We start from the raw sequence: 20171 nt of genomic DNA, 5'->3' as shown, positions 1-20171 counted from the left end.
GCTGCGCGACATGCGAAACGACGCCGCGCAGCGCGGGTTACTACGGTACGAATCCGCACTTCAAGAGGTGCTACTGCTCTTCGAGATTGACAATCTCGAGACTGGTGAGAAACATGCTATTCCGACAGTGCAAAGTTCACCTAAGTTTTGTGAAAATTTACGTCCTATCTGCCTGGCAGAGTGGAAAGATCGACGGTGGCACTGACCTATTGAGCGCTCACGAAAAATCCACCGAACGACTGCTCGTCGCCGTCTACTGTCACTCGACCAAGTACGTCCCCGCCTATACCAGTCTGCCCGTCCGCAAGAAAATCTCCTTCGAAATCAGTATTAAGCACCAGCGTCTGACCGTGTGTATCGACTAACTCTCCTTGCCCGGTGAACTGAAACGTTGCATCAACCGTCGGATCACCTTCACGATCAAGGGTTCCGCCAGACAGCGTAATTGAACCGGTGAGCGGATTGCTTTGGTCGTCTAAAAAGTTGTCGGCCGACCCGGAGACCATCTCCACTGCTCCAAAATCAACTTCGACCAACAGCTCACCGATCAAGCTGTCCGTGACGGTATCGCCGGTGTCGGCGAGCTGACCGGAGATAAAGCCGGAATACGTTGCGGAGCCGGTGGTTGGGACAGTCGAAAGATCTGTGTATTCAATGGGATCATAGCGATCCAATAGGCGATTTGCGTCGGCTCGCATTTGCACCAAGGCAGAAACATCTGCGGTGGACCCTCCCCCTCCCGAGGCCATGCAGGAGCATAGTAGCATGCCACTCGCCAGTAACATCGATGCGGAATGGCAGCGTCTGATTGAGTGGTTGCCATCTGGATAAATAGGCATTTTTTTGGTTTCCTTACGACGTTCTGTCAGTTTGCCTGCGGCGTTACTCGACAGCGGCCGCTTTCGTTGATTGAAACACCAAGGGCCGTAGCCGCTTGGTGATCTGTCATTTGCTAGTAGTTCTTTGATAAGTTTAGTGGGCGGCTCGATGCGCCACCTACACATTGGCAGATCACACTGAACAACTGGTTAAGCCGGGTCCGCTTTTGGCCCATGGTTCAAAGGTCCTAGGATAAGGAATTCTCAGTGCTGGGTTTGGTCCGAATTGGTCAACTTAAGCTGATAGATTCAACTCGATTTCCACCAGCGTCTCGGTCGAACTCAGTATCTTGACCAATTCGGGTCGCGCCGTGCACATCTCAGTGTATAGGTGAGTGATCAATCGAGCGTCGCGAAGGTGCCCCCGGTCTTGTAGTGCACGCTCCACGGTTCGGCGCTTGGGGTTTGATGAACTATAGGATTTCGTGCTCATTCTCGTCGGGAACTTCTTCATGAAGTCATCCAAGCTAACGGCATGACGGTGGGCCAAAAACAGCCCCTTTACATCATAGGCCGGTAACTTCACGTCACCGTACTTCGCCACATGAATAGCCAATTTAAGGTACTCATCTCCTGTGCGAACGAAAACTTTGCCAGCTAAGTGACTGAGAAAACCAGATGGCAGCGAAGTACCAAATCGAGGATATGCACGTTGCACCACGTCACTTTTTTGCTGAACAGCATCGAAAGGCAATTTGTACAAGCCTGTGTCCGACCCGTCTGGTCGAGACAAATACTCAACCGGAGACAAACGGGCCGTTTGCATCGAAAGAGGCACCTGACCCAAAGCCGATGAGACGGTAGTGGTTCGATCTACGGGTGCGATGAACTCATCAATATCAATGTGACAAATCCAATCCGACACAGCGTGATGGTAAGCGTGCGTTGCGTTTTTGCTTTGCCGTAGCGCAATAGCGGTTGGTCGGGCACCGACGGTTTCCAACCAGAAATCATCATCACATCGGACTAAGTTGACGCCGGGCCGGACCGACAAGTCATCACTTATCTCCTGAGACGGATCATCCAAAAAGACTGTTACTCGCTTGGCCCCCAGTCTGAGGTGGTATGCAACAAACTCGGAAATTCTGCTGCAAGTGTCTTTTGCGGTTGTAACGGTTTCCCAGGTACACATATGTCATCCAGTCAAATCCTGATAATGTCGCCACACCGACCTTTGCTAGGTGCCCAATGGATTTGGCAGCGTCCTCGGCGAAAAGTTATCCCGAAACCGTCTCGGCAAATCCTCGGCTCGACCGTAGCATCGCAATACTGACTGCCGACGTTAGCTCCATTCAGGTTGAGCAGAGCAGGCCAATTTCATCAATGTCAATACCACTGCGGGTCGAGCAACGCTTATGAGCAGTGTCGACCCACATTGATCACGAATATTACATAGTTGAATCTGAGCGAAACACCAAAACCGGCTCTAACCTGTTACCCCATTGTCACGGAATACAAATTCGTGCGCCATCGGTTCAAACACCAAAGCAGAGCGTCTAACCTCCCAAATGGGGGTGATTCTTGCCTAGGTAGAAAATGAAAAAAGTAACACTTGTAATGTTGACCACCTTGATTGTCTCTGCGTGCGCCAAGAGACCAGATGCGATTGCGCCGGTTTCGATGGGAAACGCCTTTAGCGGACTATCTTGCAACCAAGCTCAGACAATGCTGGCAACTGAGCGATCCAATTTGGCGGCCTTGTCGGCTGAACAAAACAGCGCGGCCACCGGTGATGCAGTTGGCGTGTTTTTGCTTGGTCTGCCGATCGGCAGCGCGACTGGGGGTGACAAAGAGGGTGCGATCGCCGCTTCTAAGGGTAAGGTGATCGCGTTAGAAAACCGCCTGCTCTCGTGCTAGAAGACCAACGAAGCGGAGCAGTCGTTCCGCTTCACTCTCGGAACAACGGTCAACTTGTCAAGCTATGCTGATAGCCCCGGGGTCGAGGGCTAGCAGGTACTGCTCCCACTCCAATAGCAATTCACGCCGCTTCTCAAACCGATCAGACCGCTGATAAGCACGTTCCACCTCACCATCCACTACGTGTCCCAAGCAAGCCTCGGCCACCTTTGATGAGACATCTTGGGTTTCCTCAGCCCAGGTACGAAAGGTGGCGCGGAAGCCATGCGGGCGCGCTGCCATCTTTTGCCGTTCCATAAAGCGGGCCATGGTGGCGTCAGATAATGCGCCGCCTCTCGGCGCTGGAAACAGTCGTTCGGAGGGCTGTAATGCTCGCGAAAGTTTGATCACTCTGACCGCTTCCTCGGTAAGCGGCACGCGATGCAGTGTGCTGGTCTTGGTGTGCTCGGCTGGAATTTCCCAGACACCATCAATCACGTGATCAGTCATCGCAAAGCGCAGTTCTGATGTCCGGCACAATGTCAGCATGAGGAAACGAAGGGCCAGGCACGACATCTGATGGTCACGCTGCACCAGGGATTGGTAGAAGGCTGGGGCGTCCCGGTATGGCAAAGAAGGGATGTGTTTAGCGACGTGGCGCTGTTTGCCCAATAACGCGCGCGCTTTCTCGGCGGCCTGGATATCTACCTCCAAACCCAACGCTGCGGCGTGTTTGATGGTGAGATTGATCCGATTGAGAGCCTTGCGGGCGCTATCAGGTTTTTGGTGCCAGATTGGGGCAAGCGTGCGCTTGATGGCATGCTGATCTAAGTCTTCGATCGGCAGTTTGCCCAGTTTTGGCAGTACATGAGTTGAGAGGGGTGACATCCAGCGACCGGCTTTGCCGTCGCCTTTCAGATCAGCTTGGCGAGCGGCAAAGCAGCCATTGACCGCCGCACGCACCGACAGCTTTTTTGCTTTTGCTTTTGCTTTAGTTCGCTCGGTAATGGGGTCCTGCCCGTCGCGAACCTTCCGCCGGGCCGCCTCGGCGCGTTCGCGCGCCTCAGCTAGGCCAACGCTCGGCCAACCACCCAATCCCATCTCCCGGCGATGACCAGCGACACTGATCCGCAGTATCCACTTGCCAGCCTGCTTGGTGCGCTTAAAGAGCCACAAACCTTGACCATCAGCGTATTTGCCCGCGTCAAGGCTCTTAGCTTTCATCGGATTAAGTGCGTTATAGATCATCAGCCCACCTTTTTTAGACCACCCTTTAGCCCACCTTTGCATATGCAAAAGGTGGACTAGGTGTGTTCCACTATGTTCAGGATGATGGGCAAATAGCCGCAGATAAACAAGAAAAATGTTCATCTATATTCGATAAAGGAACAGAACAGCGGTGCCCTCTTGAGGCACCATTCCATCTTTTGAAACGTCAAAAACGTTATCGGAATTCCATCGGAAAACCGTCGGACTTTCATCGGACCCAATGCGGATAACGGCTTTCTGGTATGTATAAGTATAACTCTATCCAAGCATAATTATTATGAATTATCCACATTTAATCTAATCATCTAAATGAACCCTTGCAGACAGGCGGCACCGTGTTGGGCGGGCCGCCTTCCTTGACAAGCGCGGATGCGCGGGAAGGTTTCAGGATGAATATAGTGTCTGATTTGGGTTTTCAGCCGGATATGACCCATCTGGTCGATGTGATGACGGCCGCCGAACGAGATGCGCCGTTGGGCTATCGTCTTGGTGGTTTTCGGGCCGGGCCATCGCTGGTTGTCACTGGATGTGATCGCGTGGCCGAAGCTGTCTTTGACAGGTTACTTGCGGTACCGACACTTGCGTGGATGCGGGGTCGATTGACGCTGATTTTCATGGATCGTCTGGACGGCGAAGCCTTTGATGAACTAGAGCCCAGTTTGCCGGTCGATCAGACGATCATCCTTCCCCATGACGCTGTCGCAGACGACATGGTGACCGCCGCCTATTGGATGGTCCTGCGTGCCTGTACGCAGTTAGGCATGATCGATGGTCGCGGCGTATCATGGAAGGGGGTCCGTCATGCGTAGCTTGCGACAGGCGATCGCCGCGTTACTGGCGATCATGGTGGCGGTGTTCTGCGTGCAAAATACAGCACTGCTGGAATACCGGTTTCTGAATGCGACATTGGTCATGCATCAATCGGCGGCATTTCTATCGACGTTGGCCATCGGTGTTCTGATCGGCTGGGCGGTCGGGCGGCCACGGATGCGTCGTAAGTGACTATAGCCAATCCCGCAGGATCGGGATCAGCGGGATGTCGGCGGCGGGCATCGGGTAGTCGCGCAGCGCGTTGGGACGGACCCATTTGAGCCTCTGCTCTTCACGCGATTGCGGTGTGCCTTCCCATTTGCGGCAGGCGAAGAGCGGCATGAGCAGATGGAAATCATCATAGCTGTGCGATGCGAAAGTCAGCGGGGCGAGGCACGAGGCCCAGGTGTCGATGCCCAGTTCCTCTTGCAATTCGCGGATCAGTGCGGCCTCGGGGGTTTCGCCGGGTTCGACCTTGCCGCCCGGGAATTCCCAGAGGCCGGCCATGGATTTGCCCGTCGGTCGTTGTGCGAGCAGGACGCGCCCGTCGGGATCGATCAGGGCGACAGCCGAAACGAGGACGGTTTTCATGAACGGTAATCTGCGTTGATGGTGATGTAGCCGTGGGTCAGATCGCAGGTCCAGACGGTGCTGGTGCCGTCCGCGAGGCCAAGATCGACGCTGATCGTCAGTTCTGACTGTTTCATGTAGGTCGCCCCGGCCTCTTCGGTGTAGCTGGGCGCGACCCAGCCGTTTTCAGCGACCTGGATATCGCCAAAGCGGATGCCAAGCCGGTCGCGGTCGGCCTGTGCGCCGGATTTACCGACCGCCATGACGATGCGGCCCCAGTTCGGGTCTTCGCCCGCGATCGCGGTTTTGACGAGGGGGGAATTGGCGATGGCAAGCGCGACCTTGCGGGCGTCTGCATCATTATTTGCGCCGGTCACATTGACCGTAACGAATTTGGTTGCGCCTTCGCCGTCGCGGACGACTTGGTGGGCGAGGTCCAGCATCACGCCGTGTAGCGCGTCGGCGAATGCGGCGTTGCCGGTGACGTCCACGCCTGATGCACCTGTCGCGGCGACTAGCAGCGTGTCGGACGTCGATGTGTCGCTGTCCACCGTGATGCAGTTGAATGTCCGGTCATTGATCTGCGAAACCAGCGCTTGCAGATCATCACGCCCAATCTGCGCGTCGGTGAAGATGTAGACCAGCATCGTCGCCATATCGGGCGCGATCATGCCGGAGCCTTTGGCTATTCCGGCGATTTTGACCTGACGACCGCCGATGTCGATAGTTGCTTGCGCACCTTTGGCGAAGGTGTCGGTCGTCATGATCGCGCGGGCTGCGTCGCTGATCCCGTCTGGCGAGAGGTTGGCACCGAGTTCGTCCACCTTTGCGATGATGCGATCGTGAGGTAGCCGTTCGCCGATGACCCCGGTAGAGGCCGTGAAAACACGGCCTTCTTCGATCTTGAGCGTCTTTGCCACCGCTTCGCAGATCGCCTTGACGCTGCCATCGCCGTGCCGCCCGGTGAAGGCGTTGGAGTTGCCCGAATTTACGATGATTGCCGCCGCGCCGTTGCTGCAGCCGCCGATTTTGGCCTGACAATCGCGCACGTTGGCCGACCGCGTGGCGGAGCGCGTGAAAACACCCGCGATGGTGCTGCCGGGGGCGAGATGGGCCAGCATGACATCTGTCCGACCGGCATATCGCACGCCGGCGGAGACGGTCGCGAAGGTCACGCCGTCGATAAAGGGGAGGTCGGGAAATGCCGATGGTGCGAGGGGTGAGACGGCCATGCGCCTATTCCAGCAAGTCCACCCGGTCGATCAGATTTGGGTCGAACGCCCCCTCTTCCGGTTCGACGACCGTTTCTGCGGCGGCGAGTTCTTCCAACCGCGCTGTCACTGCGGCCTCTTGCAGTTCGCTCACAAGCTGCGGGCGTAGTTGTTCCAGCGTCGGCTGCGGCTGCATGCGGGTTTCGTTGAGCGTTGCGACGTGCCAGCCGAATTGAGTCTCGAAAGGTTCCGACACCTCGCCTACTTCGAGCGCTTTGATCGTTTCTTCGAATTCGGGCACCATTGCCCCGGCACCGAACCAGCCAAGATCGCCGCCATTGGGGCCTGTCGGCCCGGTCGAGACGTCGCGCGCCACATCGGCGAAGGCCTGGCCGTCATCGATGCGAGCCTTGGCTGCGGCGGCCTCTTCCTCGGTCTCGACAAGCAGGTGCGAAGCGTTGAATTCTGGGATCTCTTCGGCGTCGGCGAAGCGTGCGTCATACGCCGCCTGCAAGGCTTCGTCTGTCGCGGCGGCCTCGGCGATATCGCTGATTACCTCACCTGCCATCAGCGCACGGCGTTCGTTTTGCAGCGTGAGTTCGATGCCAGCCGGTGTCTTTTCAAGCGCGTCGGCCAGCAACTGTTGCTGGATCAGCTGGTCGACGATGCCGTCGAACAGCGCCTCGTTCGGAAACTGCGCGTATTGCTGGGGAAGTTGCCCGCGCGCGATGATGACCTCGCCCAACGTGATTTCGGTATCTCCGACGGTCGCGACGACCGTGTCGGCGGTCACGTCATCCTGGGCTTGCAACGTGGTCGCGGCCATGAAAGATAGCGCTGCCGCGCCACAGAACGTGATTTGTTTCAGCATTAAACGATCCCTTGATTGCCCGCGCATCGCGTGGCGTTGACACTGCATATTCGGCCCCTTACATCCCCCACAGGCCTTGAGGGGGCCAAATGGCGCCGGTTCGGCCCTTTGTATGTGGACCATGACGGGCCTACAAGCGACCTCCTCTCAAATAGATGTCAGACAGGCGCCGTGACGCCGCCGGAGAGAATATGCTGGGTTTCGGAACGATCGCCAAAAAGGTTTTTGGAACACCCAACGATCGGAAGATCAAGACGGTCCGCCCGCTGGTGGACAAGATCAACGCGCTGGAGCCGGAATTCGAGGCGCTGACCGACGATCAGATCAAGGACAAGACCGAGACGTTGGCCAAGCGGGCGATGGAGGGCGAAAGCCTGGATGCGTTGCTGCCAGAGGCGTTTGCGAATTGCCGTGAGGCGGCGAAACGCGCGTTGGGATTGCGCGCGTTCGATACGCAGTTGATTGGCGGGATTTTCCTGCATAAAGGCAATATCTCGGAAATGAAGACGGGTGAGGGGAAAACGTTGGTCGCCACGTTCCCGGCCTATCTGAATGCGCTCACTGGCAAGGGTGTGCATATCGTGACGGTGAACGATTACCTTGCCCGTCGCGATGCGGAGTGGATGGGCAATGTTTATGCTGCCCTGGGTCTGACGACCGGCGTGATCGTGCCGCAACAGCCCGAGGATGAAAAGCGTGCGGCGTATGAATGCGATGTGACCTACGCCACGAATAATGAACTCGGCTTTGATTACCTGCGCGACAACATGAAGTCTGAGCTGAGCCAGATGTATCAGAAGCACCACAATTTCGCGATTGTGGACGAGGTGGATTCGATCCTGATCGACGAAGCGCGGACGCCGCTGATCATCTCGGGCCCGGCGCAGGACCGCAGCGACATGTACCGCACGATCAATGAGGTCGTGCCGGATGTCGATGATCAATACTATACGCTTGATGAAAAGACCCGTCAGGCGACCTTTACCGATGAGGGCAACGATTGGCTGGAAGAGCGGCTGCGGTCCAGCGGCCTATTGCCCGAAGAGCAGACGCTTTACGATCCGGAAAGCGTGACGCTGGTGCATCATGTGAACCAGGCCTTGCGGGCGCATAAGCTGTTTCAGAAAGATAAGGATTATATCGTTCGCGACGATGAGGTCGTTCTGATCGATGAATTCACTGGCCGGATGATGGTGGGTCGCCGCCTGTCGGACGGTTTGCATCAGGCGATCGAGGCGAAAGAGGGCGTGTCGATCAAGCCCGAAAACGTGACCCTGGCCTCGGTGACGTTCCAGAATTATTTCCGCCTGTACGACAAGCTGTCGGGCATGACCGGCACGGCCCTGACCGAGGCCGAGGAATTCCGCGAGATTTACGGGCTGGGTGTTGTCGAAATCCCCACGAACCGTCCCATCGCCCGCTTGGATGAGAATGATCAGGTCTATCGGACAGCGCGTGAAAAGTTCGAAGGTGTGGTTGGTCAGATCAAGGCGGCGCACGAGACCGGCCAGCCGATGTTGGTGGGGACGACATCAATCGAGAAGTCCGAGCATTTGGCCAAGTTGCTTGAGGCGGAAGGCATCAAGTTCAACGTGCTGAACGCGCGCCTGCACGAGCAGGAGGCGCAGATCATCGCCGACGCTGGTAAACTGGGCGCAGTCACGATCGCCACAAACATGGCTGGACGCGGGACCGATATTCAGTTGGGCGGCAACGTGGAAATGCGTGTGCTGCAAGCGATGGCCGAGGATCCAGAGGCCGACCCTGAGGCGCTGCGCGCCAAGATCGGGGCCGAGGTCGCCGATGAAAAGGAAAAGGTGAAAGCCGCTGGTGGTCTTTACGTGCTGGCGACAGAGCGCCACGAAAGCCGCCGCATCGACAACCAGCTGCGTGGTCGTTCGGGCCGTCAGGGTGACCCCGGGCGGTCATCGTTCTTTTTGTCATTGGAAGACGACCTGATGCGTATCTTCGGGTCGGAACGATTGGATAAGGTTCTATCCGGTCTTGGCATGAAAGAGGGCGAAGCGATCGAGCACCCTTGGGTGAACAAATCGCTGGAACGTGCGCAGGCCAAGGTCGAAGGCCGTAACTTTGACATCCGCAAGCAGCTGTTGAAGTTCGATGACGTCATGAACGATCAGCGCAAGGTGATCTTTTCCCAGCGGCGCGAGATCATGGAAGCCGAGGACCTGTCAGAAATCGTACAGGACATGCGCCATCAGGTGATCGACGATCTGGTTGCCGAGTATATGCCACCGAAAAGCTATTCGGATCAGTGGGATATCGAAGGTCTGTATGCCGCCGTGATCCGCGATATCGGTGTCGACGCACCGGTGATGTCGTGGGCCGAGGAAGAAGGCGTTGATGATGACGTCATGCGTGAAAGACTGGAAGAAGCATCCGACACGTTCATTGCGGAAAAAACCGAGGCTTTTGGCCCCGAGGCCATGCGCAGTATCGAAAAGCAGCTTTTGCTGCAGACGATCGATGCGAAATGGCGCGAGCATCTGCTGACGCTGGAACATCTGCGGTCGGTCGTCGGGTTCCGCGGCTATGCGCAGCGCGATCCGCTGAACGAATACAAGACCGAAGGTTTTCAACTGTTCGAACGCCTGCTGGATAGTTTGCGGGTCGATGTGTCCCAAAAGCTGGGCCAAATCCGCCCGATGTCGCCGGAAGAACAGAACGCGCTGATGGCACAAATGCGCGAGCAGCAGGAGCGCGCGGCAAAGGCTGTTTCGGCTGCGGCGGCGGTGGGGCCGGCGTTGGAGAAACAAGGCGACGCCACAGAAGGATTCGACGAAAACGACCCCACGACATGGGGTAATCCGGGTCGAAATGACCTGTGCCCCTGCGGGTCAGGAAAGAAATTCAAACATTGTCATGGTCGACTCGCCTGAAAGGCGTCATAATTCTTTCACGTTAACACCCAAGTCGCGTCCCGCTGCGGACATCGTTCTGCGCGACCCAACGCAGGTATTGTTTTGTTCAAAGAGACCATAATGCTCTTGATCGAGAAAGGCGTCACAGGGATCGCTGCGTTCTGCATATTGTTGGGCGCGTTTTTTCTTGTTCAGGGGACGGACCTGCCGGAACCACGGGCGGTGCGCAAAGCCGACCAACCAACGGCGGCCACAGTCAACAGTGTGACGATGTCGCGCGCACGGACGGATGGTGCGGTTTTTGGGTTCCCCGATACAAAGCAGGTGCCGCGTGGTGGTGGCCCGCTAGATGATGCGGTCATCCTGATTGACGAAACGCTTGTCGAACAAGGTGCGCCGCGCGCGCAATTCGTTCAACGTTCGCCCGTGGATAAGTGTCGTTCCACGCTGGATGCGACGCGGGAATTGGCTGCGATCGTGACGCTGCGGCTATCTTCGCCATGCCACCCAGAGGCAGATTTCGTGATCTGGCATGCGGATATGGCATTTTCGCTGCGCACCGATGACACTGGGGCCGCGACAGTTCGAACCCCGGCGCTGGCGGTCGATGCGATCTTTGTCGCGACATATCGCAATATCGAAGAGGCGCACACGTCGCTGAAGGTCCCTGATGTGACCAGATTCGACCGGGTTGCCTTGCATTGGCGGGGGCGGCACAACGTGCAGCTTCATGCGCTGGAGGATGGGGCGACATTCGGCGATCCCGGGCATATTTGGTCGGCTTCGACCCAGAACACGACCCGCGCCCATCAGGGGGAGCGAGGTTTTATGATGCGGTTGGGTACGACACAGGCCGATCTGCCTTATCTGACGGAAATCTACACGTTTCCGTTCGGATCGAACAACCGCACCGACGATGTTTCGTTACGGGTCGGTGTTGCAATAACTGCGGATAATTGCGGCAGGGAGTTGGATTTGGTCGGACTGCAAACCAATGCCGGACAGGCAACTTTGGCCGAGCGACTAAAGATCGAATTGCTGCCCTGCGATCAGGTCGGTCAATCCGTGATGCGCGAAGGGTTGTTCGACAACCTGATCCTCGCATCCGGCTGAAGATCAATCCAGTAGCCCCTGCGCCCGAAAGCTGATTTCGCCATTCTTTCCGACAATAAGGTGATCATGCAGGGTGATGTTCAGCGTTGTGGCTGCCATGTCGATTTGTCGCGTCACGTCGATGTCCGCCTGCGACGGGGTGGGGTCGCCTGAGGGATGATTGTGGACAAGGATCAGCGCCGCGGCGTTCAGTTCCAACGCACGTTTCACGACTTCCCGCGGGTAGACGGGGACATGATCAAGCGTTCCCTTGGCTTGTTCTTCATCCGCGATAAGGACGTTTTTGGTGTCGAGGTAGAGGATGCGAAATTGTTCCGTGTCGCGATGTGACATGACGGTGTGACAGTAATCGATCAATGCGTCCCAGCTTGACACGACATGCCGTCGCATGACCTTGCCCCTTGCGAGCCGGTGGGCGGCGGCCTCGACGATTTTCAGTTCGGTGACCACGGCATCCCCGACACCGTTCACCGCCGCCAGTTTCTGTCGCGACGCCGAGACGACGCCGTTGAAGTCGCCAAAGGTATCGATCAGCACGCGGGCAAGCGGTTTGATGTCTTGACGGGGGATGGCCCGGAACAGAACCAGTTCTAGCAGCTCGTAATCGGGCACTGCATCCGCGCCACCCGTCAGGAAGCGTTCGCGGAGTCGTTTGCGATGGTCGCGCATGTAGGACGGTACGCGGCCAGTAGGTAGAGGTGCCACCTGTTCCACGTCATCAATGTCAGAAAAGAGTGTGCGGGGTTCGGCAAACTGCGACATGTTCCCATCATGCCGAACCCGGGGTTACCAGCGGGTTAAGATTAGCCCTTCATGCTGTCCCAAAAGCTTTTCACTGACTTGAAAAAGCTGGACTCCTGCGGGTTGTTTTCTTCGCCGAGTTCGTCGAATTCGCGTAGCAATTCCCGTTGGCGGGCCGTCAGTTTGACGGGCGTTTCGACGGCCAGTTCGATGAACATGTCACCGGTCGTTCCGCCGCGCAGGGCGGGCATACCCTTCCCACGCAGGCGCATTTGCCTACCTGATTGCGATCCTTCGGGCACCTTTACCCGGCTCCGTCCGCCATCGATGGTCGGTACTTCGATCTCGCCCCCCAAGGCGGCTGTCGCCATCGAGACTGGCACGCGACAGAAGAGGTTGGTGTTTTCGCGTTCGAACAGGTTGTGCTGGTTGACCTCGATAAAGATGTAAAGGTCACCGGTCGGCCCCCCCCGCATCCCGGCCTCGCCCTCACCCGCAAGGCGAATCCGGGTGCCGGTTTCCACCCCGGCAGGGATGTTGACCGATAGCGATTTTTCCTTTTCGACCCGGCCCGCGCCGCTACAGACACGGCAAGGGTCCTTGATGATCTGACCCAAGCCGGAGCAGGTCGGACAGGTCCGTTCGACGGTAAAAAAGCCCTGCTGCGCGCGGACCTTGCCCATGCCGCTGCAGGTGGGGCAGGTCTGCGGTTCGGATGCGCCCTCGGCCCCGGTGCCGTTACAGGCGGTGCAGCCTACTGCCGTCGGCACATTGATCGTCTTTTGCATGCCTACGAAAGCATCTTCGAGGTTGATCCGCAGGTTATAGCGCAGGTCGTTGCCGCGCTGCGCGCCGCCCCGGCGTGCGCCGCCGCGGCCACCCATGAAATCGCCAAAAAGGTCGTCGAAAACATCCGAGAACGCGCTGCCGAAATCACCCGTGCCGCCGCGTGGTCCGCCGCCGCCCATGCCATTTTCAAAGGCCGCATGGCCATAGCGGTCATAAGCCGCCTTTTTGTCGGCGTCTTTCAGAACCTCGTAGGCTTCGTTGGCCTCTTTGAACTGTGCCTCGGCGTTCGGGTTGTCAGAATTGCGATCCGGATGAAGCTCTTTCGCTTTTTGGCGATAGGCCTTTTTGATCGCGGCTGCGTCAGCACCTTTGGCGACACCAAGCACATCATAATAGTCACGTTTTGCCATGATACTTTTCCCCTTTGGGAACGGAAAAGACCGGCCCTTGCGCCGGGCCGGTCAGCTTTCCGCGGCGCGAGGCCTTAGTTGTCGCGCTTTTCGTCGCCCAGATCTTCGAAATCGGCGTCGAGGATGTCATCGTCAGCGGCAGATGCTTCGGGCTCGGCTTCGCCTTCTTCCTCTTGCTGCGCCTTGTAGATCGCCTCGCCCAATTTCATGGCCGCTTCGGTCACGTTCTGGATACCGGATTTGATCTTGTCGGCCTTGGCATCGTCGGCTTCCAGATCATCCTTCAGCGCGGCGATGGCCAGTTCAATGGCTTCGATTGTGGTTGGATCCACCTTGTCGGAATGCTCTTCCATCGACTTTTCGGTCGAGTGGATAAGGCTTTCCGCCTGGTTTTTGGCATCGACGAGTTCGCGGCGTTCCTTGTCGGCCTCGGCATTTGCTTCGGCGTCCTTGACCATCGCTTCGATATCGTCATCCGACAGACCGCCAGAGGCCTGAATCGTGATCTTTTGCTCTTTGCCAGTGCCTTTGTCCTTGGCACCGACTTCCACGATGCCGTTGGCATCAATGTCGAAGGTCACCTCGATCTGCGGCATGCCGCGTGGGGCTGGCGGGATGTCCTCCAGGTTGAATTGGCCCAACATCTTGTTGTCGGCTGCCATCTCACGCTCACCCTGGAACACGCGCAGTGTCACGGCGTTCTGGTTGTCTTCGGCGGTTGAGAAGACCTGCGACTTTTTCGTCGGGATCGTCGTGTTGCGGTCGATCAAGCGGGTGAACACACCGCCAAGCGTTTCGATACCCAGCGACAGCGGGGTCACGTCGAGCAGGACAACGTCTTTGACGTCACCCTGCAGAACGCCGGCCTGAATGGCGGCGCCCATGGCAACCACTTCGTCGGGGTTCACGCCCTGATGCGCCTCTTTCCCGAAGAATTTGGCGACTTCTTCCTTCACCTTCGGCATGCGGGTCATACCACCGACCAGCACGACCTCATCAATGTCGCTGACCGACAGGCCTGCGTCCTTAATCGCCTCTTTACATGGCTTGATCGAGTTTTTGATCAGGTCGCCAACAAGACTTTCCAGCTTGGCACGGGTCAGTTTCATAACCATGTGCAGCGGCTGGCCGTTTGCACCCATCGAGATGAACGGCTGGTTGATTTCGGTGCTGGAAGACGAGGAAAGCTCGATCTTGGCCTTTTCGGCAGCTTCTTTCAGACGCTGCAGGGCCATCTTGTCCTGCGTCAGGTCGACCGAATGCTCTTTCTTGAACTCATCAGCCAAGTAATTGACGATGCGCATGTCAAAGTCTTCACCACCCAGGAAGGTATCCCCGTTGGTGGATTTCACTTCGAACAACCCGTCGTCGATTTCCAGAATGGTGACATCGAACGTACCACCGCCAAGGTCATAGACAGCGATCGTCTTGCTGTCTTTTTTGTCCAGACCGTAGGCCAGCGCAGCAGCGGTCGGTTCGTTGATGATCCGCAGCACTTCGAGGCCGGCGATTTTGCCTGCATCTTTTGTCGCCTGACGCTGGGCGTCGTTGAAGTAGGCTGGAACTGTGATGACGGCTTGGGTGACGTCCTCACCCAAATAGCTTTCGGCGGTTTCTTTCATTTTGCCGAGGATGAAAGCGGAAATCTGCGATGGGGAGTATTTCTCACCCTTGCTTTCGACCCAAGCGTCGCCATTGCCGCCATCGATGACGGAGAACGGCATGTTCTTTTTGTCCTTCGCCAGGTCCTTGTCGTCGAACCGACGACCGATCAGGCGTTTGACGGCGAAAATGGTGTTTTCGGGGTTCGTGACGGCCTGGCGTTTCGCTGGCTGGCCGACGAGGCGTTCATCATCAGTGAACGCTACAATCGATGGGGTCGTGCGGGCACCTTCGGCATTTTCGATCACGCGGGGCTTGGACCCGTCCATGATGGCCACGCACGAGTTGGTGGTTCCCAGGTCGATACCGATTACTTTGCTCATGTTTTCAAATCCCTCTTCTCAGGCGGTTTGAGTGGCGCGAACCCGTTTCGGCACTCGCGCCTGTTGCATCAACGAAAGCGACGCCGGGGGCGCCGTCTTACGATCTTGGCGTATATAGGGATGCGATATCGGGCCTGCAACCGCCGGTTTGGCAGGAAAATAAGGAAAAGCCGAGTCGTTCCGCAGATCGGCCTATCGACCCGCGGTCCAGCTGGGTGAAACATGGCGTCTTGTATAAAACTCGCCCATCATGCCGATGACGATCAGGACAATCGAAACGTTCAGCGCATAGCCCCAAGACGTGAAGTGCGGGTTGTAGTGCAGGAACACATAACCACGACATTGGTCGATGATGTGGAACAGCGGGTTCCAATCGAACAAAGCCAGTTTCGATGCAGGCAATGCGTTCGCAACGAACATCTTGCCCGAAGCGATCATGTTGACCCTGCGGTAGATCGTCGATGCGAGGCTCACGAAATCGGGTGCCCACGGCCTAAGCGCAAGAAAGACCAATCCAATAGCCACCCCGGCGAACCATGCAAGGATGAACATCCCAAGCGCTGGAATCGGGAAATCGATTGAGATCGGCTGGTACGCGATATGATAAACGGTCAGCACGATAAACAGCGACAATATCTGGATGTAGAGGCTGGAAAGCGCCGCCGCACTGATCGAGATGAATGTGTTCATCGGTGCGTGCTGCATCATCGGCGATGCCGCCCCTTCGGCCCCCATCACGGCGCTTACCGCTTTGATATGGGTCATGAACAGGAAAACGCCGGACATAAGAAACAGAAGGAAATCGCCCCGCAGAGGTGTGCCCTTGATCCCCAAAAGGCGGAACATGATCAGGAAGGCGATCACCAAGGTCATGGCCTGCACCATGTTCAAAAGCAGGCCGACAATAGCGTTGCGATGCGATTGTCGAACCGCACGCACGATCGAATGATAGATAATCTCGACCAGCCCGAATGCGCCCCGTATCCGTGTCGAGCGTGTCGTGACCTGAAACATCGTCCTCGCTTTCAAAAGATCGGGAAAATTCTGCGGTGTCTTGTCGTTCTGTCGACGTCCGATCATAAGGACAAAAGGACTTATTTTCAATAAATATGAGGTGGCCGGGTGCCGGACCCTGATTTTGATGAGCTGGTGCAGGTGATGCGGCGGCTTGCGCTGGAGGCCGGTGACCGGATCATGGAGATTTATGGCCGGGATGATTTCGATGTCCGCGCCAAGAGCGACGACAGCCCTGTGACCGCCGCGGACGAGGCTGCGGATGGGATCATCAGCGCCGGGTTAAGGGCGGCCTTTCCCGGTATCCCGTTGGTCACCGAGGAACAGGCCGATACGCATGATCAGGATGTGTCGACATTTCTGATCGTCGATCCGCTGGATGGCACCAAGGAATTCATCAATCGCCGTGGCGATTTTACGGTGAATATCGCCTATGTTCGCGACGGCGTGCCGATCCGTGGTATCGTCTATGCCCCCGCACGCGGACGCATTTTTTACACCGACGCGGACGGTCAGGCCGTGGAAGAGGCTGACGGTTTGTCGCCATTGTCGGTTGCTGTGCCGGACAATGCGTCCTTGCGGGTCGTCGCTTCGAAATCGCACCGTGATCAGCAGACGGACGACTATATCGCGTTGTATGATGTAGCCGACATGAAAAGTGCTGGGTCCTCTTTGAAATTCTGCCTTGTCGCGTCGGGGGAGGCTGACTTTTATCCCCGTCTCGGGCGCACGATGGAATGGGATACCGCGGCTGGCCATGCAGTTTTGGCCGGGGCCGGAGGTGCAGTGGTGCGGTTCGACGACCACACGCCGCTGCGCTACGGCAAGGCCGGTTTCGAGAATCCGTTTTTCATTGCCACTTCACCCGACGTTGTGCTGCGCCAAGCCTGATGTCGGTGCTGATCGTCATACCGGCGCGCTATGCCTCGTCCCGATATCCGGGCAAGCCGCTGGTCGAATTGACCGGTGCAACGGGTGAACGGAAAAGCCTGATCCGCCGATCGTGGGAGGCGGCGATGGCCGTGGGTGGTGTCGATCGGGTGGTCGTCGCCACAGATGATGCGCGCATTCAGTCGGCGGCAGAGGCGTTCGGGGCCGAAGTTGTGATGACGTCCTCTACCTGTCGGAATGGAACGGAGCGGTGCGCTGAAGCCATTCAGGTTTTGGATGGTGATTATGAGATTGTGGTAAACCTGCAGGGCGATGCGCCGCTGACCCCGGCCTGGTTCATCGAGGACCTTGTGGTGGGTCTGCGCGATGCACCAAAGGCGGATATCGCGACGCCTGTTCTGCGGGCTGATGGTAGGACGCTGCGGGGGCTGTTGCAGGACCGCAAGGCAGGGCGCGTCGGCGGGACGACCGCGGTGTTCGGGACGGATCGGACGGCGCTGTATTTTTCAAAAGAGGTCATTCCGTTCACGGCGCAAGACTATGCGGACGATGCCGAGACACCGGTTTTCCATCATGTCGGTGTCTATGCCTACCGTCCTGATGTGCTGAGGGCCTATTGCGAATGGCCCCCGGGACCGTTGGAGCAGTTGGAAGGTTTGGAACAGCTTCGGTTCGTCGAACGGGGGCGGCAAGTTTTGTGCGTTAAAGTGTCGGCCAAGGGGCGTCAGTTCTGGGAGTTGAACAATCCCGAAGATGTAGAAAAGATCGAGGCGATGTTGCTGTCTGCGGGGATCGCCTGATCGCCTTGCGCCTTTTTTGCCGAGGCTTTATCCCGCCGTCGAAGAAATGACTCTGTGTTCAAGCTACTGTTGGCATAGATTGTCAGACACATTTTGAACCTATCCGACGGCGCGCGCCGCCCGTATCGGACGAAGAGAGATTGAATATGAAGAGAAAAGTTACAAAAGCCATTTTTCCTGTCGCGGGTCTTGGAACCCGGTTTCTACCTGCGACCAAATCCGTTCCCAAGGAAATCATGACGCTGGTCGACCGTCCACTGATCCAATACGCGATTGATGAGGCACGGGCGGCGGGAATTGAGGATTTCATCTTTGTCACGTCGCGCGGCAAGACCGCGCTTGAGGATTATTTCGATTTGGCGCCGGATCTGGAGTCGGCGCTTGCCGCCTCTGGCAAGACGGAATTGCTGGATATCCTGCGCACGACGAATATGGATAGCGGTGCGATCGCTTACATCCGGCAACACAAACCGTTGGGCCTTGGACACGCGGTATCCTGTGCAAGCAAGCTGATCGGCAACGAACCTTTTGCCGTGATCCTGCCCGACGACGTGATCGCTGCTGACAAACCCTGCTTGCAGCAGATGGTCGAGGCTTATGAGGACACAGGTGGGGCCATGGTCGCCGCGATGGAGGTCGCGCCGGAAAAGACATCGTCTTATGGTATTTTGGATGTGAAGGCCGACGATAAGTCGGTGTTCAGCATCAATGGCATGGTCGAGAAACCGGCGCAGGGCAAAGCCCCGTCTAATCTGGCGGTCATCGGACGTTATATCCTGACGCCGCATGTGATGGCCAACTTTGCACATATCACCAAGGGTGCGGGCGGTGAGGTACAGTTGACCGACGCCATCGCCGCCGAGATCAGCCAGGACCGCAACGTGTTCGGTTTTCGGTTCGAGGGACAGCGCTTCGATTGCGGATCGAAAGCGGGTTTCCTGCAGGCGACAGTGGCGTTCGCCATGGCTCGCGATGATCTGCGCGATGATCTGTATGCCTATCTGTCGGATATGATGGCCGTCGACAAAGCCGCGCAATAGACTTGTACGCTAGCCAAGCCAGACGGCGGCGCAGCCTGATATCGGAGCTCAGACTGTCGTATCAGTTGCGCTGGAAGCGTCGTCGACTTTTGTTTCGCAATATGCGCAGGCGGCGACAGTTGCAGGTCGTATCAGATCGGACCGATGACATCGCGCCGGGTGCGATTCTGGCATTTTGCTGTGTTCGGAACGAGGCGGCGCGGCTGCCGCATTTTTTGGATCATTATCGCGCGCTTGGCGTCGATCACTTTCTGTTCGTCGATAATGGTAGCGATGACGTGACATCCGATCTTCTGGTGGATCAGCCCGACGCTTCGTTGTGGCACGCGGACGATTCGTACCGGCTTGCCCGGTTCGGGATGGACTGGTTGGGTTGGCTGCAGGCCAGGTTTGGGCATGGCCATTGGTGTCTGACCGTCGATGCGGATGAGTTGCTGGTCTATCCAGAGCATGACAGTCAAGACTTGCGCGCTTTGACGGGGTGGCTTGATCAAAGGGATCGGGCATCGTTCGGGGCGATGATGGTCGAGCTTTATCCGCGTGGGCCTATCGGTGATGCGGTTTATGCAGCGGGCGATGACCCGCTGGAGACGCTGACCCATTTCGATGCTGATAACTATCGCCGCCAATGGCACCCAGTTTACGATAATCTGTGGATACAGGGGGGTGTACGGGATCGTGTATTTTTCGCCGAAGAACCGGCGCGCGCGCCGACACTGAACAAGACGCCTTTGGTCAAGTGGCACCGTCGTTACGTATATGTCAGTTCGACGCATCAGTTGTTGCCGCGGCGCCTGCATGATGTCTTTGGCATGACGGACACGCCGATGATGACAGGGGCGCTGCTGCATACGAAATTCCTGCCCACCATTGTCGCGAAATCGAAAGAAGAGTTGCAGCGCAAGCAACACTTTGAAAACACCGCGCTATATCGGACCTATCATGAAAAGCTGGCGCGCGGCCCCACGCTTTGGCATTCACCATCGCATCGTTACGCTGGCTGGCGGCAACTTGTGGATTTGGGTCTTATGTCATCGGAAAGCTGGGTCTGATAGGCTGCC

General features: G+C 57.1%; 19 protein-coding genes. 9 read left to right on the top strand and 10 right to left on the bottom strand.

Annotated elements, in window-relative coordinates; all coding sequences use genetic code 11:
• Positions 1-206: 206 nt before the first annotated feature.
• Positions 207-839, bottom strand: coding sequence for a hypothetical protein (locus tag V8J85_RS18740; RefSeq protein WP_339955305.1), 633 nt, complete (start codon positions 837-839; stop codon positions 207-209).
• A gap of 274 nt (positions 840-1113) precedes the next feature.
• A complete protein-coding gene (locus V8J85_RS18735) occupies positions 1114-2010 on the bottom strand; it encodes a glycosyltransferase family 2 protein (RefSeq protein WP_339955304.1) in 897 nt (298 codons plus the stop codon).
• Between the two features lie 425 nt (positions 2011-2435).
• On the opposite strand from V8J85_RS18735, the gene V8J85_RS18730 reads away from it, so the two are divergent.
• Positions 2436-2735 carry a hypothetical protein gene (locus tag V8J85_RS18730; protein WP_339955303.1) on the top strand — a complete coding sequence of 100 codons (300 nt, stop codon included), beginning with the start codon at positions 2436-2438 and terminating at the stop codon, positions 2733-2735.
• A gap of 57 nt (positions 2736-2792) precedes the next feature.
• Here V8J85_RS18730 and V8J85_RS18725 read toward each other — a convergent pair whose 3' ends face one another.
• Positions 2793-3962: a tyrosine-type recombinase/integrase gene (locus tag V8J85_RS18725; RefSeq protein ID WP_339955302.1), complete on the bottom strand. Its 1170-nt coding sequence runs from the start codon at positions 3960-3962 to the stop codon at positions 2793-2795.
• Between the two features lie 419 nt (positions 3963-4381).
• Between V8J85_RS18725 and V8J85_RS18720 the strand changes: the two genes are divergently transcribed.
• Complete coding sequence (locus V8J85_RS18720) at positions 4382-4792, top strand: hypothetical protein (protein ID WP_339955301.1); 411 nt, start codon at positions 4382-4384, stop codon at positions 4790-4792.
• Entirely contained in the window at positions 4785-4985 is a 201-nt protein-coding gene (locus V8J85_RS18715) for a hypothetical protein (protein WP_339955300.1), read from the top strand. The genes V8J85_RS18720 and V8J85_RS18715 overlap by 8 nt, the downstream gene beginning before the upstream one ends.
• On the opposite strand, the gene V8J85_RS18710 is transcribed toward V8J85_RS18715, so the two are convergent.
• From V8J85_RS18710 to V8J85_RS18700, 3 genes are read right to left on the bottom strand one after another with little or no spacing between them, the layout of a single operon-like run.
• Positions 4986-5384, bottom strand: a complete 399-nt coding sequence (locus tag V8J85_RS18710; RefSeq protein ID WP_339955299.1) for a (deoxy)nucleoside triphosphate pyrophosphohydrolase — start codon at positions 5382-5384, stop codon at positions 4986-4988.
• On the bottom strand, positions 5381-6595 hold the full coding sequence (gene argJ, locus V8J85_RS18705; RefSeq protein WP_339955298.1) for a bifunctional glutamate N-acetyltransferase/amino-acid acetyltransferase ArgJ: 1215 nt from the start codon (positions 6593-6595) through the stop codon (positions 5381-5383). The genes V8J85_RS18710 and argJ overlap by 4 nt, the downstream gene beginning before the upstream one ends.
• A 4-nt stretch (positions 6596-6599) precedes the next feature.
• Positions 6600-7445 (bottom strand): peptidylprolyl isomerase, encoded by an 846-nt coding sequence (locus V8J85_RS18700; RefSeq protein ID WP_339955297.1) that lies wholly within the window; start codon positions 7443-7445, stop codon positions 6600-6602.
• Positions 7446-7636: 191 nt separating this feature from the next.
• Between V8J85_RS18700 and secA the strand changes: the two genes are divergently transcribed.
• Both secA and V8J85_RS18690 read left to right on the top strand, forming a co-directional pair.
• Positions 7637-10345: a preprotein translocase subunit SecA gene (secA, locus tag V8J85_RS18695; RefSeq protein WP_339955325.1), complete on the top strand. Its 2709-nt coding sequence runs from the start codon at positions 7637-7639 to the stop codon at positions 10343-10345.
• A 102-nt stretch (positions 10346-10447) separates the two neighbouring features.
• Positions 10448-11440 carry a hypothetical protein gene (locus V8J85_RS18690; RefSeq protein WP_339955296.1) on the top strand — a complete coding sequence of 331 codons (993 nt, stop codon included), beginning with the start codon at positions 10448-10450 and terminating at the stop codon, positions 11438-11440.
• Positions 11441-11443: 3 nt separating this feature from the next.
• On the opposite strand, the gene radC is transcribed toward V8J85_RS18690, so the two are convergent.
• The 4 genes from radC to V8J85_RS18670 all read right to left on the bottom strand — a co-directional run bounded on the left by radC (position 11444) and on the right by V8J85_RS18670 (position 16379).
• Positions 11444-12202: a RadC family protein gene (radC, locus tag V8J85_RS18685; protein WP_339955295.1), complete on the bottom strand. Its 759-nt coding sequence runs from the start codon at positions 12200-12202 to the stop codon at positions 11444-11446.
• A gap of 41 nt (positions 12203-12243) precedes the next feature.
• Positions 12244-13380 carry a molecular chaperone DnaJ gene (gene dnaJ / locus V8J85_RS18680; RefSeq protein WP_339955294.1) on the bottom strand — a complete coding sequence of 379 codons (1137 nt, stop codon included), beginning with the start codon at positions 13378-13380 and terminating at the stop codon, positions 12244-12246.
• Between the two features lie 74 nt (positions 13381-13454).
• Positions 13455-15365, bottom strand: coding sequence for a molecular chaperone DnaK (dnaK, locus tag V8J85_RS18675; protein ID WP_339955293.1), 1911 nt, complete (start codon positions 15363-15365; stop codon positions 13455-13457).
• 192 nt (positions 15366-15557) lie between these two features.
• The gene (locus tag V8J85_RS18670) at positions 15558-16379 is read right to left on the bottom strand and encodes an ABC transporter permease (RefSeq protein ID WP_339955324.1); all 822 of its coding nucleotides are present in this window, start codon (positions 16377-16379) and stop codon (positions 15558-15560) included.
• A gap of 108 nt (positions 16380-16487) precedes the next feature.
• Here V8J85_RS18670 and cysQ point away from each other — a divergent pair, with 108 nt between their 5' ends.
• The 4 genes from cysQ to V8J85_RS18650 all read left to right on the top strand — a co-directional run bounded on the left by cysQ (position 16488) and on the right by V8J85_RS18650 (position 20162).
• Positions 16488-17270, top strand: a complete 783-nt coding sequence (gene cysQ / locus V8J85_RS18665; RefSeq protein ID WP_339955292.1) for a 3'(2'),5'-bisphosphate nucleotidase CysQ — start codon at positions 16488-16490, stop codon at positions 17268-17270.
• Positions 17270-18070, top strand: a complete 801-nt coding sequence (kdsB, locus tag V8J85_RS18660; RefSeq protein ID WP_339955291.1) for a 3-deoxy-manno-octulosonate cytidylyltransferase — start codon at positions 17270-17272, stop codon at positions 18068-18070. The genes cysQ and kdsB overlap by 1 nt, the downstream gene beginning before the upstream one ends.
• Before the next feature lie 146 nt (positions 18071-18216).
• The gene (locus V8J85_RS18655; protein WP_339955290.1) at positions 18217-19110 is read left to right on the top strand and encodes a UTP--glucose-1-phosphate uridylyltransferase; all 894 of its coding nucleotides are present in this window, start codon (positions 18217-18219) and stop codon (positions 19108-19110) included.
• A gap of 101 nt (positions 19111-19211) precedes the next feature.
• Positions 19212-20162: a glycosyltransferase family 2 protein gene (locus V8J85_RS18650; protein WP_339955289.1), complete on the top strand. Its 951-nt coding sequence runs from the start codon at positions 19212-19214 to the stop codon at positions 20160-20162.
• Positions 20163-20171 lie beyond the last annotated feature (9 nt).

This window comes from Yoonia sp. 2307UL14-13, from assembly GCF_037572755.1.
Lineage (GTDB): Bacteria > Pseudomonadota > Alphaproteobacteria > Rhodobacterales > Rhodobacteraceae > Yoonia.
Note: the sequence above shows the minus strand (reverse complement) of the source record. Positions and strands in the feature narration are given on the sequence as shown.

Bases quoted from the DNA above. Each gene is read 5' to 3' on its own strand.
- V8J85_RS18670 (WP_339955324.1), bottom strand. From the start codon at position 16,379: ATGTTTCAGGTCACGACACGCTCGACACGGATACGGGGCGCATTCGGG.
- dnaJ (WP_339955294.1), bottom strand. From the start codon at position 13,380: ATGGCAAAACGTGACTATTATGATGTGCTTGGTGTCGCCAAAGGTGCT.
- V8J85_RS18710 (WP_339955299.1), bottom strand. From the start codon at position 5,384: ATGAAAACCGTCCTCGTTTCGGCTGTCGCCCTGATCGATCCCGACGGG.
- V8J85_RS18715 (WP_339955300.1), top strand. From the start codon at position 4,785: ATGCGTAGCTTGCGACAGGCGATCGCCGCGTTACTGGCGATCATGGTG.
- V8J85_RS18735 (WP_339955304.1), bottom strand. From the start codon at position 2,010: ATGTGTACCTGGGAAACCGTTACAACCGCAAAAGACACTTGCAGCAGA.
- V8J85_RS18655 (WP_339955290.1), top strand. From the start codon at position 18,217: ATGAAGAGAAAAGTTACAAAAGCCATTTTTCCTGTCGCGGGTCTTGGA.
- V8J85_RS18730 (WP_339955303.1), top strand. From the start codon at position 2,436: ATGTTGACCACCTTGATTGTCTCTGCGTGCGCCAAGAGACCAGATGCG.
- V8J85_RS18690 (WP_339955296.1), top strand. From the start codon at position 10,448: ATGCTCTTGATCGAGAAAGGCGTCACAGGGATCGCTGCGTTCTGCATA.
- secA (WP_339955325.1), top strand. From the start codon at position 7,637: ATGCTGGGTTTCGGAACGATCGCCAAAAAGGTTTTTGGAACACCCAAC.
- dnaK (WP_339955293.1), bottom strand. From the start codon at position 15,365: ATGAGCAAAGTAATCGGTATCGACCTGGGAACCACCAACTCGTGCGTG.
- kdsB (WP_339955291.1), top strand. From the start codon at position 17,270: ATGTCGGTGCTGATCGTCATACCGGCGCGCTATGCCTCGTCCCGATAT.
- V8J85_RS18700 (WP_339955297.1), bottom strand. From the start codon at position 7,445: ATGCTGAAACAAATCACGTTCTGTGGCGCGGCAGCGCTATCTTTCATG.
- argJ (WP_339955298.1), bottom strand. From the start codon at position 6,595: ATGGCCGTCTCACCCCTCGCACCATCGGCATTTCCCGACCTCCCCTTT.
- V8J85_RS18740 (WP_339955305.1), bottom strand. From the start codon at position 839: ATGCCTATTTATCCAGATGGCAACCACTCAATCAGACGCTGCCATTCC.
- V8J85_RS18650 (WP_339955289.1), top strand. From the start codon at position 19,212: ATGCGCAGGCGGCGACAGTTGCAGGTCGTATCAGATCGGACCGATGAC.
- radC (WP_339955295.1), bottom strand. From the start codon at position 12,202: ATGTCGCAGTTTGCCGAACCCCGCACACTCTTTTCTGACATTGATGAC.
- V8J85_RS18725 (WP_339955302.1), bottom strand. From the start codon at position 3,962: ATGATCTATAACGCACTTAATCCGATGAAAGCTAAGAGCCTTGACGCG.